The organism is Pseudomonas sp. TWRC1-2, assembly GCF_049896685.1.
In the GTDB taxonomy this organism is placed as follows: Bacteria; Pseudomonadota; Gammaproteobacteria; order Pseudomonadales; family Pseudomonadaceae; genus Aquipseudomonas.
Map to the genome: position 1 here is coordinate 315,660 of NZ_JAFCUU010000005.1, position 15,725 is coordinate 331,384.

At 60.7% G+C, this 15,725-nt stretch carries 14 protein-coding genes; 10 read left to right on the forward strand and 4 right to left on the reverse strand.

The window, feature by feature from the left end; translation table 11 throughout:
• Positions 1-35: 35 nt before the first annotated feature.
• Positions 36-266, reverse strand: coding sequence for a 50S ribosomal protein L31 (rpmE, locus tag ACP7B3_RS16770; protein WP_049710411.1), 231 nt, complete (start codon positions 264-266; stop codon positions 36-38).
• Positions 267-705: 439 nt separating this feature from the next.
• On the opposite strand from rpmE, the gene ACP7B3_RS16775 reads away from it, so the two are divergent.
• The 10 genes from ACP7B3_RS16775 (at position 706) to ACP7B3_RS16820 (ending at position 13,626) form a co-directional block, all read left to right on the forward strand.
• A complete protein-coding gene (locus ACP7B3_RS16775; RefSeq protein WP_426179742.1) occupies positions 706-2,925 on the forward strand; it encodes a primosomal protein N' in 2,220 nt (739 codons plus the stop codon).
• A gap of 189 nt (positions 2,926-3,114) precedes the next feature.
• Entirely contained in the window at positions 3,115-4,851 is a 1,737-nt protein-coding gene (gene argS / locus ACP7B3_RS16780) for an arginine--tRNA ligase (RefSeq protein ID WP_426179744.1), read from the forward strand.
• Between the two features lies 1 nt (position 4,852).
• Positions 4,853-5,554 (forward strand): SPOR domain-containing protein, encoded by a 702-nt coding sequence (locus tag ACP7B3_RS16785; RefSeq protein WP_053253947.1) that lies wholly within the window; start codon positions 4,853-4,855, stop codon positions 5,552-5,554.
• A 257-nt stretch (positions 5,555-5,811) separates the two neighbouring features.
• Positions 5,812-6,342 carry an ATP-dependent protease subunit HslV gene (hslV, locus tag ACP7B3_RS16790; protein WP_010563201.1) on the forward strand — a complete coding sequence of 177 codons (531 nt, stop codon included), beginning with the start codon at positions 5,812-5,814 and terminating at the stop codon, positions 6,340-6,342.
• Between the two features lie 37 nt (positions 6,343-6,379).
• Positions 6,380-7,717 carry an ATP-dependent protease ATPase subunit HslU gene (gene hslU / locus ACP7B3_RS16795; RefSeq protein WP_008439258.1) on the forward strand — a complete coding sequence of 446 codons (1,338 nt, stop codon included), beginning with the start codon at positions 6,380-6,382 and terminating at the stop codon, positions 7,715-7,717.
• A gap of 171 nt (positions 7,718-7,888) precedes the next feature.
• Positions 7,889-8,266: a gamma-butyrobetaine hydroxylase-like domain-containing protein gene (locus ACP7B3_RS16800; protein WP_145159973.1), complete on the forward strand. Its 378-nt coding sequence runs from the start codon at positions 7,889-7,891 to the stop codon at positions 8,264-8,266.
• A 249-nt stretch (positions 8,267-8,515) separates the two neighbouring features.
• A complete protein-coding gene (gene phaC, locus ACP7B3_RS16805; protein ID WP_426179747.1) occupies positions 8,516-10,195 on the forward strand; it encodes a class II poly(R)-hydroxyalkanoic acid synthase in 1,680 nt (559 codons plus the stop codon).
• Positions 10,196-10,361: 166 nt separating this feature from the next.
• A complete protein-coding gene (phaZ, locus tag ACP7B3_RS16810; protein WP_106577519.1) occupies positions 10,362-11,207 on the forward strand; it encodes a poly(3-hydroxyalkanoate) depolymerase in 846 nt (281 codons plus the stop codon).
• 88 nt (positions 11,208-11,295) lie between these two features.
• Entirely contained in the window at positions 11,296-12,978 is a 1,683-nt protein-coding gene (gene phaC / locus ACP7B3_RS16815) for a class II poly(R)-hydroxyalkanoic acid synthase (RefSeq protein WP_426179749.1), read from the forward strand.
• 27 nt (positions 12,979-13,005) lie between these two features.
• The gene (locus ACP7B3_RS16820; RefSeq protein WP_145159967.1) at positions 13,006-13,626 is read left to right on the forward strand and encodes a TetR/AcrR family transcriptional regulator; all 621 of its coding nucleotides are present in this window, start codon (positions 13,006-13,008) and stop codon (positions 13,624-13,626) included.
• A 173-nt stretch (positions 13,627-13,799) separates the two neighbouring features.
• Here ACP7B3_RS16820 and ACP7B3_RS16825 read toward each other — a convergent pair whose 3' ends face one another.
• The 3 genes from ACP7B3_RS16825 to ACP7B3_RS16835 form a co-directional block, all read right to left on the reverse strand.
• Complete coding sequence (locus ACP7B3_RS16825; protein WP_426179752.1) at positions 13,800-14,783, reverse strand: phasin family protein; 984 nt, start codon at positions 14,781-14,783, stop codon at positions 13,800-13,802.
• A 12-nt stretch (positions 14,784-14,795) separates the two neighbouring features.
• Positions 14,796-15,218, reverse strand: coding sequence for a phasin family protein (locus tag ACP7B3_RS16830; protein ID WP_426179754.1), 423 nt, complete (start codon positions 15,216-15,218; stop codon positions 14,796-14,798).
• Between the two features lie 105 nt (positions 15,219-15,323).
• A complete protein-coding gene (locus ACP7B3_RS16835) occupies positions 15,324-15,599 on the reverse strand; it encodes a polyhydroxyalkanoic acid system family protein (RefSeq protein WP_106577514.1) in 276 nt (91 codons plus the stop codon).
• Positions 15,600-15,725: the final 126 nt, after the last annotated feature.

Consider the following 15,725-nt stretch of genomic DNA (forward strand, 5'->3'; position numbering starts at 1 on the left):
CAACAGCTGACAAAAACCCGGAGGGCTTTTGAGCCTTACTCTGCTGGAGTAGCAGGCTTCTTGCCGAAAGCACCAAAGCGATCTGCGAAGCGCTGTACACGGCCGCCGGTGTCCAGAGTTTTCTGCTTACCGGTGTAGAACGGGTGGCACTCGTTGCATACGTCAGTACCCAGTGGCTTGCACAGGTTCGAACGTGTTTCGAACTTGTTGCCGCAGCTGCAGGTTACTTCGATGGTTTCGTACGCTGGATGGATATCGGCTTTCATGGTGACTTCCTCGGGCTAGCGTGCCGCCACTCGACACTATTGTCGAATACCGCACGTAATTAGGCCGCGGATTCTACCAGACCTTTTTAAACGCGCAAGCGGCGCTTGCGGCCGATTGCCCACATATAAGCCCCTTTCATCAGAAAAACCCCCGACACACCACGATCAATATGGGAGCCGGGTGGTGTTGTGGCGAGCAGGCTCGCCCTGCGCTGGGCTGCGAAGCAGCCCCCAATAAAGCTGGTGCGATTTTGCAGTTGGAACTTGCTGCGGGCATCGGGGCCGCTGCGCGCCCCAACGCAGGGCAAGCCTGCTCGCCACAAAAGGCCCAGCGCCCACAGAAGCGCTGCCTCGTGCAGCAGAGACAGGACACCTCTACCGCAGGTCTGCTAGGCTCCCGCCCCTGCGCCACCGCCTGCCTTTATATGAGATTCCCCGCGTGCCCGACGCCATTTTGCGCCTAGCCCTGCCCTCGCCCCTGCGCCGTCTGTTCGACTACCGAGCCCCCGCCGGCGTGCTGCGGGCGCAGTTGCAGCCAGGCATGCGCGTGCGCGTGCCGTTCGGGCGCCGGGAAATGATCGGCATTCTGGTGGAAGTCGCCGACCACAGCGAAGTACCCGCAGAAAAGCTCAAGCCGGCCATCGCGATCCTCGACACCACTGCGCCGCTGCCACCGGCCCTGTTCAAGCTGTGCCTGTGGACCGCCCAGTATTATCAGCACAGTTTGGGCGATACCTTGAGCTGGGCGCTGCCGGTGCTGCTGCGTCAGGGCGAGCTGGCCGAGGCACGCCAGGAGCGCTTCTGGTCGATGGTGCCCGGCGCGCGCCTCGATGACCCGCGCATCGCACGCGCGCCGCGCCAGCGTGAAGCCCTGGCCACGCTGGCGCAGCATCCCCACGGCGTGGCGCATCAGCTATTGAGCAAGCTGATGCTGAGCAAGGACAGCCTCGACCTGCTGCTGGCCAAGGGCTTGGTGCAGGTGGAAATCCGCAAGCACGCCCCCGACCCACGCCACGAACACTGGCTGGCCCAGCCCGAACTGCCGCTGAACATCGAGCAACGTGCTGCTTATGAAGCGATTCGCGCAGGCTTCGACAGCTTCCACGCGTTCCTGCTGGCGGGCGTGACGGGCAGCGGCAAGACCGAAGTCTATCTGCAGCTCATCCGCGAAACCCTGCAGGCCGGCAAGCAGGCGCTGGTGCTGATCCCCGAGATCAACCTGGGCCCGCAAACCTTGGCGCGTTTCGAGCAGCGCTTCAATGCGCGCATCGCCCTGGTGCATTCGGCGGTCAACGACCGCGAGCGCCTGGAGTCCTGGCTGGCCGCGCGGGACGGCGAAGCCGACATTATTATCGGCACCCGCTCGGCGCTGTTCACGCCGATGAAGAACCCCGGGCTGATCATCATCGACGAGGAGCACGACGGCTCCTATAAACAGCAGGAAGGCCTGCGCTACCACGCCCGCGACCTGGCGCTGGTGCGCGCACGCCAGGAAGACATCCCGATTGTGCTGGGCTCGGCCACGCCGTCCCTGGAAAGCCTGCACAACGCCTACACCGGCCGGTACGGACTCCTTCGTTTGAATGAGCGTGCAGGCGGTGCCAAGCAACCGCGCTTCCTGCGTCTGGATGTAAAAAGCCGTCCACTGGACAGCGGCATTTCCGGGCCGATGCAGCAAGCCATCGGCCAGACCCTCGCCGCCGGCCAGCAAGTGCTGGTGTTTCTCAACCGCCGAGGGTTTGCGCCGACGTTGCTGTGCCATGACTGCGGCTGGATGTCCGAGTGCGAGCGCTGCGATGCGCGCATGACCGTGCACCAGCGCCACGGCGAGCTGCGCTGCCATCACTGCGGCCATGTGGAGCGGGTGCCGCGCCACTGCCCGCAGTGCGGCAAAGTGGATTTGCGCCCAGTGGGCGCGGGCACCGAGCGCGCCGAAGAGCGCCTGGGCATCCTGTTTCCGGACTACCCGGTGCTGCGGGTCGACCGCGACAGCACCTCGCGCAAAGACGCGATGAACCAGCTGTTCGCGACCATCCAGAAAGGCCAGCCGTGCATCCTGATCGGCACGCAGATGCTTGCCAAGGGGCACCACTTTCCACGGGTGACGCTGGTGTCGATCCTGGATGCCGACGGCGGCCTGTTCTCCGGTGATTTCCGCGCCAGCGAGCGCATGGCGCAGCTGATCGTGCAGGTCGCAGGCCGCGCCGGGCGCGCTGAAGAACCGGGCAAAGTGATTATCCAGACGCACCTGGCCGACCATCCGCTGCTGATCCAGCTGACAGAACAAGGCTACTTCGCCTTCGCCGAACAGGCACTGAGCGAACGCCGCTCTGCCGGCTTGCCGCCCTTCTCACACCTTGCACTGTTGCGGGCCGAAGCCCATAAACCGGGGCAGGCGGAAGGTTTTCTGGATGAGGCGTGCAGCGCCGCCGAACGTTTGCTCGGCGAACTGGGTCTGACCGGCATCGAATTGCTCGGCCCGGTGCCTGCGCCCATGGAGCGCCGCGCCGGGCGTTATCGCGCTCAGCTACTCTTGCAGGCAACGTCCCGCGCGCCCCTGCATCGACTATTAAGTAGCTGGTTGCTTGCTCTGGAGCAAATGCCCAGTGGCCGCCAGGTGCGATGGTCATTGGATGTGGACCCGGTAGATTTGTATTGATCACAGGCAAGCCAGCGCCCACATTTGAAATGTGAACACCTTTAAATGTGGGAGCGGGCTTGCCCGCGATGAGGCCCGCAGGTCCGCCATCTGGTCTGAACGGTTGGCAAGCCCGCCCTCGCCACGGATAATGCCCAGTTTTTCCACCTGCGCATCGCGCGCCGCCGCTTGCGGTCGAAAGAGAACACCATGAAAGACACCATTCGCCAGCTGATCCAACAAGCCCTCACCCAACTCGTCAACGAAGGTGTGTTGCCTGAAGGCCTGACGCCGGCGATCCAGGTGGAAAACACCCGCGACAAGACCCACGGTGACTTCGCCAGCAACATCGCGATGATGCTGTCCAAGCCTGCGGGCATGAAACCGCGCGACCTGGCGGAAAAAATCATTGCCGCGCTGCCGGCTGACGACAGCGTCACCAAGGCCGAAATTGCCGGCCCAGGCTTCATCAACTTCTTCCAGAACACCCAGGCCCTGGCCTCGCGCCTGGACGCCGCCCTGGCCGACGCCAGGATCGGCGTGCGCAAGGCCGGCCCGCTGCAGCGCGTGGCCATTGACCTGTCGGCACCCAACCTGGCCAAAGAGATGCACGTCGGCCACTTGCGTTCGACCATCATCGGCGACGGCGTGGCGCGGGTGCTGGAGTTCCTCGGCGACACCGTGATCCGTCAGAACCACGTGGGCGACTGGGGCACCCAGTTCGGCATGCTGATGGCCTACCTGCAGGAAAACCCGATCACCAGCAACGAGCTGGCCGACCTGGAAAACTTCTACCGCGCCGCCAAAAAGCGTTTCGACGAATCCGAAGAATTCGCCGACCGCGCCCGTGGCCTGGTGGTCAAGCTGCAAGCCGGTGACGAGGAATGCCTGGCGTTGTGGGGCCGCTTCCGCGAGATCTCGCTGTCGCACTGCCAGGAAATCTACGAGCTGCTCAACGTAAAACTGACCATGGCCGACGTGATGGGCGAAAGCGCCTACAACGACGACCTGATCAATGTGGTCAACGACCTCAAGGCCAAAGGCCTGCTGGTCGAGAGCAACGGCGCGCAGTGCGTGTTCCTCGAAGAATTCAAGACCACCGACGGCGAGCCGCTGCCGGTGATCATCGTCAAGGCCGATGGCGGCTACCTCTACGCCACCACTGACCTGGCGGCCGTGCGCTACCGCAGCGGCGTGCTCAAGGCCGACCGCGCGCTGTATTTCGTCGACCAACGCCAGGCCCTGCACTTCCAGCAGGTGTTTGAAGTGGCACGCCGCGCAGGTTTCGTCACCCACCCGATGCACATGGAACACATGGGCTTCGGCACCATGAACGGCGCCGATGGCCGCCCGTTCAAGACCCGCGACGGCGGCACCGTGAAGCTGATCGACCTGCTGAACGAAGCCCAGGAACGTGCCTACAACCTGGTGAAGGAAAAGAACCCGGAACTGGCCGAAGCCGAGCTGCGCAACATCGCCCGCGTGGTGGGCATTGGCGCGGTGAAATACGCCGACCTGTCCAAGCACCGCACCAGCGACTACAGCTTCAACTTCGAACTGATGCTCAACTTCGAAGGGAACACCGCGCCGTACCTGCTGTACGCCTACACTCGCGTCGCCGGTGTGTTCCGCAAACTGGGCAAGGACTTCAGCGAAGTTGAAGGCCAGATCGTGCTGGATGCCCCGCATGAACAGGAACTGGCGGCCAAACTGGCGCAATTCGGCGAAGTGCTGAACAGCGTCGGAGAGAAAGGCACGCCCCATATCCTGTGCACCTATTTGTACGAAGTCGCCGGTCTGTTCTCCAGCTTCTACGAGAACTGCCCGATTCTCACCGCCGACGACGAAGCCCAAAAGCAAAGTCGCCTGCGCCTCGCCGCACTGGCTGGACGGACCCTCAAGCAAGGCCTGGAACTGTTAGGCCTGGAAACCCTGGAGCGTATGTAAGTTGGCTGCCAAGAAAAAACCTGCCCCCAAGCGCGGCGCCAGCCGCTATCAAGCCCCGGCAAAGAAGCCTATTCCGGGCTGGTTGTGGATGGCCATCGGCCTGGCGGTCGGTGCGTTCGTCGTGATCCTGATGAAGCTGGAGCCGGGCAAGGGCGATGACGTCAAGCGCGTCAAGCAAGAGCAGCAGAAGGCCACGAAAATGGCCGAAGCCAACAAGACGGCGCCAAGCCCGACTGCACCGGTGAAGCCGAAATACGACTTCTACACGCTGCTGCCGGAATCGGAAGTGATTGTGCCGCCCGACGCCGTGCCGGAGAAAACCCTGCCGACGCCGCAAGTGCCGACCACGCCGGTGACGCCAGCGGAAGCGGCGAAAATCGACACCGCGCGGGCGCAAGCTGCGCTGGCCGGGATCACCCCGCCGCCACCGCCGCCCGTGGCCACCACCAAGGCTGCGCCGGTGACCAAGTTCTTCCTGCAAGCGGGCTCGTTCCCGAAACAGGCAGACGCGGATCGCGTGCGTGCACAGATCATCCTGCTGGGCCAGGCGGTGACGGTGGAGTCCGGCACGGTGAAGGATGCGACCTGGTATCGCGTGCTGGTGGGGCCGTTCAGCAACCGTGAACAGCTGACCGTGGCGCAGAAGCAACTGGCCGGCGCAGGGTTTAGCAACCTGTTGTTACAACAACGCCAGAGCCGCTGATTCAGAGTCAACGCGGATCAAAATGTGGGAGGGGGCTTGCCCCCGATAGTGGTAGATCAGTCACTATTTTTGGCGACTGATGCGCTGCCATCGGGGGCAAGCCCCCTCCCACATTGGTTTTGCGGTGTGCTTGAGAAGGTGTAAGACCTATAAACACCGCCCGTCCGCCATAACCCTCTACGGTTGAAATCCCTCCCGCCACCCCCATATGAGATTCCATCAGGGCATTTTCGCCCCGCTGCGTGGAGACTCTCCCCTTGACCACCATCGTTTCAGTACGTCGCCACGGCAAAGTCGTCATGGGCGGCGACGGCCAGGTTTCCCTTGGCAACACCGTGATGAAAGGCAACGCCAAAAAGGTGCGTCGTCTATACCACGGTCAGGTTCTCGCGGGCTTTGCCGGCGCTACCGCCGACGCCTTCACTCTCTTCGAGCGTTTCGAGGGCCAGCTGGAAAAACACCAGGGCCACCTCGTTCGCGCCGCTGTCGAACTCGCCAAAGAATGGCGTACCGACCGCTCCCTCAGCCGCCTGGAAGCCATGTTGGCCGTCGCCAACAAAGACGCGTCCTTGATCATCACCGGTAATGGCGATGTGGTTGAGCCTGAACATGGCCTGATCGCCATGGGTTCCGGCGGTGGTTATGCCCAAGCGGCCGCCAGCGCCTTGCTGAAGAAAACCGACCTGTCGGCCCGTGAAATCGTCGAGACTGCCTTGGGCATTGCCGGCGACATCTGCGTGTTCACCAACCACAACTTCACCATTGAGGAGCAGGACCTCGCCGAGTAAGCCGTAGGCTTATTCCCGCTTGAGGCCGCCAAACACTATGTCCATGACTCCCCGCGAAATCGTCCATGAACTTAACCGCCATATCATCGGCCAGGACGATGCCAAGCGCGCCGTTGCCATTGCGCTGCGTAACCGCTGGCGCCGGATGCAATTGCCGGAAGAATTGCGCGTTGAAGTAACGCCGAAGAACATCCTGATGATCGGCCCGACCGGCGTCGGTAAAACCGAAATCGCCCGGCGCCTGGCCAAACTGGCCAACGCCCCGTTCATCAAGGTCGAAGCCACCAAGTTCACCGAAGTGGGCTATGTGGGCCGCGACGTCGAGTCGATCATCCGTGACTTGGCCGACGCCGCCCTGAAGTTGCTGCGCGAACAGGAAATGACCAAAGTCAGCCACCGCGCCGAAGACGCCGCCGAAGAACGCATCCTCGACGCCCTACTGCCACCGGCACGCATGGGCTTTAACGAAGATGCCGCGCCGTCGTCCGATTCCAATACCCGTCAGCTGTTCCGCAAGCGCCTGCGTGAAGGCCAGCTGGACGACAAGGAAATCGAGATCGAAGTCGCCGAAGTGTCTGGCGTGGATATTTCCGCACCGCCTGGCATGGAAGAAATGACCAGCCAGCTGCAGAACCTGTTCGCCAACATGGGCAAGGGCAAGAAGAAAAGCCGCAAGCTCAAGGTGAAAGAAGCGCTGAAACTGGTGCGCGACGAGGAAGCCGGGCGCCTGGTGAATGAGGAAGAACTCAAGGCCAAGGCGCTGGAAGCGGTCGAGCAGCACGGCATCGTGTTTATCGACGAGATCGACAAGGTGGCCAAGCGCGGTAACTCCGGTGGCGTCGACGTGTCCCGCGAGGGCGTACAGCGTGACCTGCTGCCGCTGATCGAAGGCTGCACCGTGAACACCAAGCTGGGCATGGTCAAGACCGACCACATCCTGTTTATCGCCTCCGGTGCGTTCCACCTGAGCAAGCCAAGCGATCTGGTGCCGGAGCTGCAGGGCCGTCTGCCGATTCGTGTGGAACTCAAGGCGCTGACCCCGGGCGACTTCGAACGCATCCTCAGCGAGCCGCATGCGTCGCTTACCGAGCAATACCGTGAGCTGCTGAAAACCGAAGGTTTGGGCATTGAGTTCCTGCCGGACGGGATCAAGCGCCTGGCAGAGATTGCCTGGCAGGTTAACGAGAAGACCGAGAACATCGGTGCGCGTCGTCTGCACACCTTGCTTGAGCGCCTGCTCGAGGAAGTGTCCTTCAGCGCTGGCGACATGGCCGGTGCGCAGAATGGCGAAGCGATCAAGATCGACGCCGACTATGTCAACAGCCACCTGGGCGAATTGGCGCAGAACGAAGACCTGTCTCGTTATATCCTGTAAGCCTTTTAGAAAAAGGCGTATGTAGGAGCCTGGCTTTTGTGGGAGCTGGCTTGCCTGCGATAGCATCACCTCAGTGTTTCTGAAACACCGAGGTGCCTGCATCGCGGGCAAGCCCGGCTCCCACAGAAGCCCTCCCACATTTTTGAGCCGGTTTCTTCAGGATTATTATCAATGTCGAAATTTCCTACTGCCGTAAACCTGCACAAAACCTCCAACACCCTCGGCCTCACCTACGGGCCCGACGAGGTCTACCAGCTCCCCGCCGAACTATTGCGCACCCACTCGCCTTCCGCCGAGGTCCAGGGCCACGGCAAACCCATCCTGCAATTCGGCAAGATCAACGTCAGGCTGATCAAGGTAGAACCGGCCGGTCAGTACGCACTGAAATTGACCTTCGACGACGGCCATGACAGCGGACTGTTCACCTGGGACTACCTCTACCAGTTGGCCGTGCGCCAGGAAGCCCTGTGGGCCGACTATCTTGCTGAGCTCAAAGCAGCCGGCAAAACCCGCGACCCGAGCGAGTCGGTCGTGCGGCTGATGCTCTAACTCAGGCGTCTTGCTCTTTAGAGGGCATTTTCTAATTTCATCTGCTTGAATGCCCTGTCGCGTGGTCAACGATTGGCCCGCTTGCGAAAAAAATTAAACTCGGGTAACCAATGGAACTGGCAAGTTCCCTGCATTTGACGATGCGGTATCAACGGTCACCCGAGTCGCAGTACCAGGCTGGTGTCGTGTATCGAAATTGGGTGCGCAGCAATCGCCGGTACTCGTCTTTCGGACAATGGAGCGTCGTAGATGAGTAACAAGAATAACGATGACTTGAAACGCCAGGCCTCTGAAAACACCCTGGGGCTGAACCCGATCATCGCGTTACGAAAAAAGGACTTACTCGCTTCGGCGAAGATGGTGCTGACCCAAGCCATCAAGCAACCGTTACACAGCGTCAAACACGTCGCGCATTTCGGTGTTGAGTTGAAGAACGTGATGTTCGGCAAATCCGCGCTTGTGCCTGAAGGCGATGACCGTCGCTTCAGCGACCCGGCGTGGAGCCAGAACCCGCTCTACAAACGCTACCTGCAAACCTACCTGGCGTGGCGCAAGGAACTGCACGACTGGATCGGCGACAGCAACCTGTCGGATCAAGACATCAGCCGCGGCCACTTCGTGATCAACCTGATGACCGAAGCCATGGCCCCCACCAACAGCGCGGCCAACCCGGCGGCGATCAAACGCTTCTTTGAAACCGGCGGCAAAAGCCTGCTCGATGGCTTGTCCCATCTGGCCAAGGACATGGTGCACAACGGCGGCATGCCGAGCCAGGTCAACATGGGTGCCTTCGAAGTGGGCAAGACCCTGGGCACCACCGAAGGCGCCGTGGTCTTTCGCAACGACGTGCTGGAGCTGATCCAGTACAAGCCGATCACCGAACAGGTGCACGAGCGCCCACTGCTGGTGGTGCCGCCGCAGATCAACAAATTCTATGTATTCGACCTGAGCCCGGAAAAAAGCCTGGCGCGCTTCTGCCTGCGTAATGGCCAGCAGACGTTTATCGTCAGCTGGCGCAACCCGACCAAGGCCCAGCGCGAGTGGGGCCTGTCGACCTATATCGAGGCGCTCAAGGAAGCGGTCGATGTGGTCACGGCGATTACCGGCAGCAAAGACATCAACATGCTCGGCGCCTGCTCCGGCGGCATCACCTGCACCGCGCTGCTGGGCCACTACGCGGCGCTGGGGGAGAAGAAGGTCAACGCCCTGACCTTGCTGGTGAGCGTGCTGGACACCACGCTGGACACCCAGGTAGCGCTGTTCGTCGACGAACAGACCCTGGAGGCAGCCAAGCGCCACTCCTACCAGGCCGGCGTGCTGGAGGGCCGCGACATGGCCAAGGTGTTTGCCTGGATGCGCCCCAACGACCTGATCTGGAACTACTGGGTCAATAACTACCTGCTGGGCAACGAGCCGCCGGTGTTCGACATCCTCTTCTGGAACAACGACACCACGCGTTTGCCGGCCGCCTTTCACGGCGACCTGATTGAACTGTTCAAGAACAACCCGCTGGTGCGTGCCAACGCACTGGAAGTGTGCGGCACGCCGATCGACCTCAAGCAGGTTACCGCCGACATCTACTCCCTGGCCGGCACCAACGACCACATTACGCCGTGGCAATCCTGCTACAAGTCGGCGCAGTTGTTTGGCGGCAAGGTCGAGTTTGTATTGTCCAGCAGTGGGCATATCCAGAGCATCCTCAACCCACCGGGCAACCCCAAGGCACGCTACCAGACCAGCGATGGCCTGGCGGGCAAGGCGCTGGAATGGCAGGAAAATGCGACCAAACACACTGACTCGTGGTGGCTGCATTGGCAGGTGTGGCAGGCAGAGCGGGCGGGCAAGTTGAAGAAAGCTCCGACAATTTTGGGTAACAAAACCTATGCCGCAGCTGAGGCGGCGCCGGGTACTTATGTGCATGAACGATAAATAAATTTTGTGCTTGAAATGAGTTCAATGTGGGAGCTGGCTTGCCTGCGAAAACGGTGGGTCAGCTAGATGATGAGCTAACTGACAGATTGCTATCGCAGGCAAGCCAGCTCCCACATTGACCGTGTTCCCGCAGGGAAATAGCGCCATTTTGCAGGGTAAGCCCATGCCGCAACCGTTCATCTTCCGTACCATCGACCTGGATGGCCAGGCCATCCGCACGGCGGTACGCCCGGGCAAGCCTCACTTGACGCCGTTGCTGATTTTCAACGGCATCGGCGCCAACCTTGAGCTGGTGTTTCCGTTCGTCCAGGCGCTGGACCCGGACCTGGAAGTGATCGCCTTCGATGTGCCGGGCGTCGGTGGTTCCTCGACGCCGAGTCGGCCCTATCGCTTTCCTGGCCTGGCCAAACTCACCGCGCGCATGCTCGATTACCTCGACTACGGCCAAGTGAATGCCGTGGGTGTGTCCTGGGGCGGCGCGCTCGCGCAGCAGTTCGCCTATGACTACCCGGAGCGCTGCAAAAAACTCATCCTCGCCGCCACCGCTGCCGGTGCATTTATGGTGCCGGGCAAGCCCAAGGTGCTGTGGCTGATGGCAAGCCCACGGCGCTATATCCAACCGTCCCACGTGGTGCGCATCGCGCCGATGATTTATGGCGGCTCGTTCCGGCGTGACGCGAAACTGGCCGCCGAGCACGCCAGCAAAGTGCGCTCGGCCGGCAAGCTCGGCTATTACTGGCAGCTGTTCGCCGGGCTAGGCTGGACCAGCATTCACTGGCTGCACAAGATCCGCCAACCCACGCTGGTGCTGGCGGGCGACGACGACCCGCTGATTCCGCTGATCAATATGCGCATGCTGGCCTGGCGGATTCCCAACGCGCAGTTGCACATCATCGATGACGGTCACCTGTTCCTGATCACCCGGGCCGAAGCCGTGGCGCCGATCATCATGAAGTTTCTCGAAGAGGAGCGCCTGCGGGCCGTGATTCACCCGCGACCGGCCGTGTAAGGACCGCACCGCCGCGCAACTTGCCGAGAACCGACTATGGTTCTGAATTGGCGTGCCCGTTGTTGCCTTGACGAAGGAGTGTTGGCTCATGCGAGAAAGACCCGTGACGAACCCGGCGCCCACCCCTGCCGTGTTCATCAATGCGCAAAATGCAATCACCGGCCTGCGCGGTCGGGATTTGCTGGCGACCCTGCGCAGCGTCGCCGCCCACGGCTTGCGCAACCCGGTGCACACCGCGCGCCACGCCCTGGCGCTGAGTGGTCAGCTGGGCCGCGTGCTGCTGGGCGAAACCGTGCATGAGCCCAACCCCAACGACGCGCGCTTCATTGACCCGACCTGGAAGCTCAACCCGTTGTACCACCGCAGCCTGCAAGCCTATTTGAGCTGGCAGAAACAAACCCGCCACTGGATCGACGACAGCACCCTCAACCCTGACGATCGCGCCCGCGCGCACTTTGCGTTCTCGCTGCTCAACGATGCGGTGTCGCCCTCCAACACCTTGCTCAACCCACTGGCCGTCAAGGAACTGCTCAACTCCGGCGGCAACAGCGTGGTGCGCGGCGTGAGCAACCTGTTTGATGATTTGCTGCACAACAACGGCCTGCCCCGCCAGGTCAGCAAGCATGCGTTCGAAGTCGGCAAGACCGTGGCGACCACACCCGGCTCGGTGGTGTTTCGCAACGAGCTGCTGGAGCTGATCCAGTACAAACCCATGAGCGAAAAACAGTACGCCAAGCCGCTGCTGATCGTGCCGCCGCAAATCAACAAGTACTACATTTTCGACCTCAGCCCAGCCAACAGCTTTGTGCAGTACGCACTGAAAAACGGCCTGCAGACGTTTATGGTCAGCTGGCGCAACCCGGATGTGCGTCACCGTGAATGGGGCCTGTCCACCTACGTCGCCGCGCTGGAGGAAGCGCTGAACGTGTGCCGCGCGATTACCGGGGCCCGCGAAGTCAACCTGATGGGCGCCTGCGCGGGTGGCCTGACCATCGCCGCACTGCAAGGCCATCTGCAAGCCAAGCGCCAGTTGCGACGCATCTCCAGTGCCAGTTACCTGGTGAGCCTGCTGGACAGCCAGATCGACAGCCCCGCCACTCTGTTCGCCGATGAGCAGACCCTGGAAGCCGCCAAGCGCCGTTCCTACCAGCAAGGTGTGCTCGACGGCCGGGACATGGCCAAGGTGTTTGCCTGGATGCGCCCCAACGACCTGATCTGGAACTACTGGATCAACAATTACCTGCTGGGCAAGGAGCCGCCGGCGTTCGACATCCTGTACTGGAACAACGACAACACGCGCCTGCCTGCCGCGCTGCATGGCGACTTGCTGGACTTCTTCAAGCACAACCCGTTGAGCCATCCCGGTGGCCTGGAGGTGTGCGGCACGCCTATCGACTTGCAGAAGGTCACGGTGGACAGCTTCAGCGTCGCGGGCATCAACGACCACATCACGCCGTGGGATGCGGTGTATCGCTCCACGCAATTGCTGGGCGGTGAGCGGCGCTTCGTGCTGTCCAACAGCGGGCATGTGCAGAGCATCCTCAACCCGCCGGGCAACCCCAAGGCCAATTACGTCGAAAACCTCAAGCTGAGCAGCGACCCGCGAGCCTGGTACTACGACGCCCACCACGTCGAAGGCAGCTGGTGGCCGCAGTGGCTGGAGTGGATTCAACAACGCTCCGGCGTGCAGCGCGAAACCCTCACCGCCCTGGGCAACCAGAATTACCCACCGATGGAAGCGGCGCCGGGCACTTACGTGCATGTGCGCTGAGCTCAACGATCACATTAAGAAGACTGGATGAAGACCCGCGACCGTATCCTTGAATGTGCCTTGCAGTTGTTCAACCACAAGGGCGAACCGAACGTGTCGACCATGGAGGTAGCCAATGAAATGGGGATCAGCCCCGGCAACCTCTACTACCACTTCCATGGCAAGGAGCCGTTGGTGCTCGGGTTGTTCGAGCGCTTTCAGAATGAACTGGCGCCGCTGCTTGACCCGCCGGCGGATGCGCAACTCAGCGCCGAGGATTACTGGCTGTTCCTGCACCTGATTGTCGAGCGCATGGCCCATTACCGGTTCCTGTTTCAGGACCTGTCAAACCTCGCGGGGCGCCTGCCAAAGCTGGCCAAGGGCATTCGCACCTTGCTCACGGCGCTCAAGCGCACGCTGGCATCGCTGCTTGCGCGTTTGAAGGCGGCGGGGCAGTTGGTCAGTGATACCCAGGCACTGGGGCAATTGGTGGAGCAGATCACCCTGACGCTGCTGTTTTCGCTGGACTACCAGCGCATCCTCGACCGAGAAGGCGAAGTGCGCGTGGTGGTGTACCAGATCATGATGCTGGTGGCGCCGCATCTGTTGTTGCCGGCGCGACAGGCGACCGAGAAGTTTGCCCTGAAATATCTGGATGATCTGGATTGAAAATGTGGGAGCGGGCTTGCCCGCGATAGCGGTGAGTCAGTTAGCACCTATGTCATCGGCAGACCGCAATCGCGGGCAAGCCCGCTCCCACATTGGAACTATGTGGGTAATAAGATCGCCAATAAAAAACGCCCGACCTTCACAGGCCGGGCGTTTTTTGTGCCCTGAAAAAATCAGGACTGACTGGATGGCGTCGGGGTTGCCGGCGATGCAGTCGGGGCAGTAGCAGCGTGCGTCGGTGCGGACACCGAGTTGGCTGTCGAAGCGGTCGGCGCCGGCGTTGCAGGCTTGGCCGCAACCGCTGGTTTTGCCGCTGCTGGTTTTTTCGCTACAGCAGGCTTCTTGGCGGCGGCTGGTTTTACCGCTGGCTTGGCCGCCACAGCTTTGGCAGCCGGTTTTGCCGCGGCTGGCTTGGCTGCAGATTTCGCGGCAGGCTTGGCAGCGGGTTTTGCAGCAGCCGTTTTAGCCGCAGGTTTCGCAGCCGCCTTGGCAGCAGGTTTAGCCGCTGGCTTGGCAGTTGCTTTAGCCGCCACTGGCTTAGCAGCAGACTTGGCGGCTGGTTTGGCAGCGGCTGTTTTAGCGGCAGGCTTGGCAGCCGGTTTAGCCGCGGCTTTGGCTGGAGCCTTGGCCGCAGGTTTGGCAGCGGGTTTAGCCGCCGCTTTAACCAGAGGCTTGGCTGCAGCTTTCGCTGCAGGTTTTGCCGCAGCCGTTTTAGCGGCAGGCTTGGCAGCTGGTTTGGCCGCTGCGGTTTTAGCCGGGGCCACTTTTGCGCCCGTGAGCTTTTCGATTTGACGGGTCAGCGTATCGACTTTGCCGTGCAGCGTCTTCAGCTCAGCTTTGCTCGGCACGCCCAGTCGCGAAATGGCACTGTTAAGGCGCTTGTCGAAAGTTTCTTCCAACTTGCCCCACGTGTCAGAAATGCTCGACTTGGCAGAACCCGCACTCGCCTTTGCCGCTTCTACTTTCTTACCGACTGTAGTCTTGGTCAACTTCTCGGCCTTTTCGCCGTCCTTGACCAAAGTCTCGAAGTACTTACCGCCGTCACTGCTAACCTTCGAGTACACGCCTAAACCAGCAAGCCAGATCTTACGGGAATATTTTTCAACTTCCCCGATCCACGAGCTGCCTTCTTTCTGAGTAGTCTTTTTAACAGCCATCCCGATGTCTCCTTAGTGTTTACGCGCGACACGTTCTAGCAATGCCGTCAGCTCTTCGAGCTTAGCAGAGAGTGTCTCAACGTCATGTTTAGACGCAATGCCGATCCGATTCAAGGCACTGGCAACACGCGTGTCAAAAGCTTTTTCAACTTTATCCAGTTGAACTTCAACCAAACCTTTGACGCTTGAGACATTACTCCTTACTTGATCAATCTGACTGTTGGCAGCATCAAGTTGTTCAACGACAACTTTTTTGCCTTTACTTTCAACATGTTGACCAGTCTTAACCAGCTCTTTGAAGTACTCGCTGCCTTCATTGCCGACCTTGGCGTAGGCACCAAGACCTGCCAGCCAGATCTTGCGGGCGTAGCTTTTAACGTCACTCAGGGCGGTGGTCTGAATGTCGATTTTTTTCTTCAAAATAACTTTGGCCATGGTGCACCTCACGCAAATCAGGGTCGAGGAACGGCCCACAGGAGTTGAGGGCTTGGGCACAAAGTAGGGTGAAAAATTAGAATCGGCACCCTAAGCGCGCTCGAATCAGGCCAACGCCTTATCCACGGCTTTCTCGATTTCGGATTTGATAGTGCCACTCATGGCCGACATCAACAGGCCGAGTTCCACATCAATGCGCAGCGAATCATCCGCCACAAGTACCGTGCCTTTAACCCCGGACCGTTTGAGCATCAGGGTGTCGCCGGACCACGTGGGCTCAAGGCCATATTGCTCTTTGAGTTTGTGCGCCAACTTCTCGGCCTTCGCCCGCGCGCCTTCTTTACCCAGGGAATGTGCGCGCTCTACGGTAATACGGGCCATTGCAATGACTCCTCTTTATAACGACTCAGAACACCTGCCATGCGGCAAAAGGTCTCGGTGACCGTCTATCTTACCTTCAGCCTTGCCAAGACAAAGCAAGCCTTGGGGATTATCATGTCCCGCATT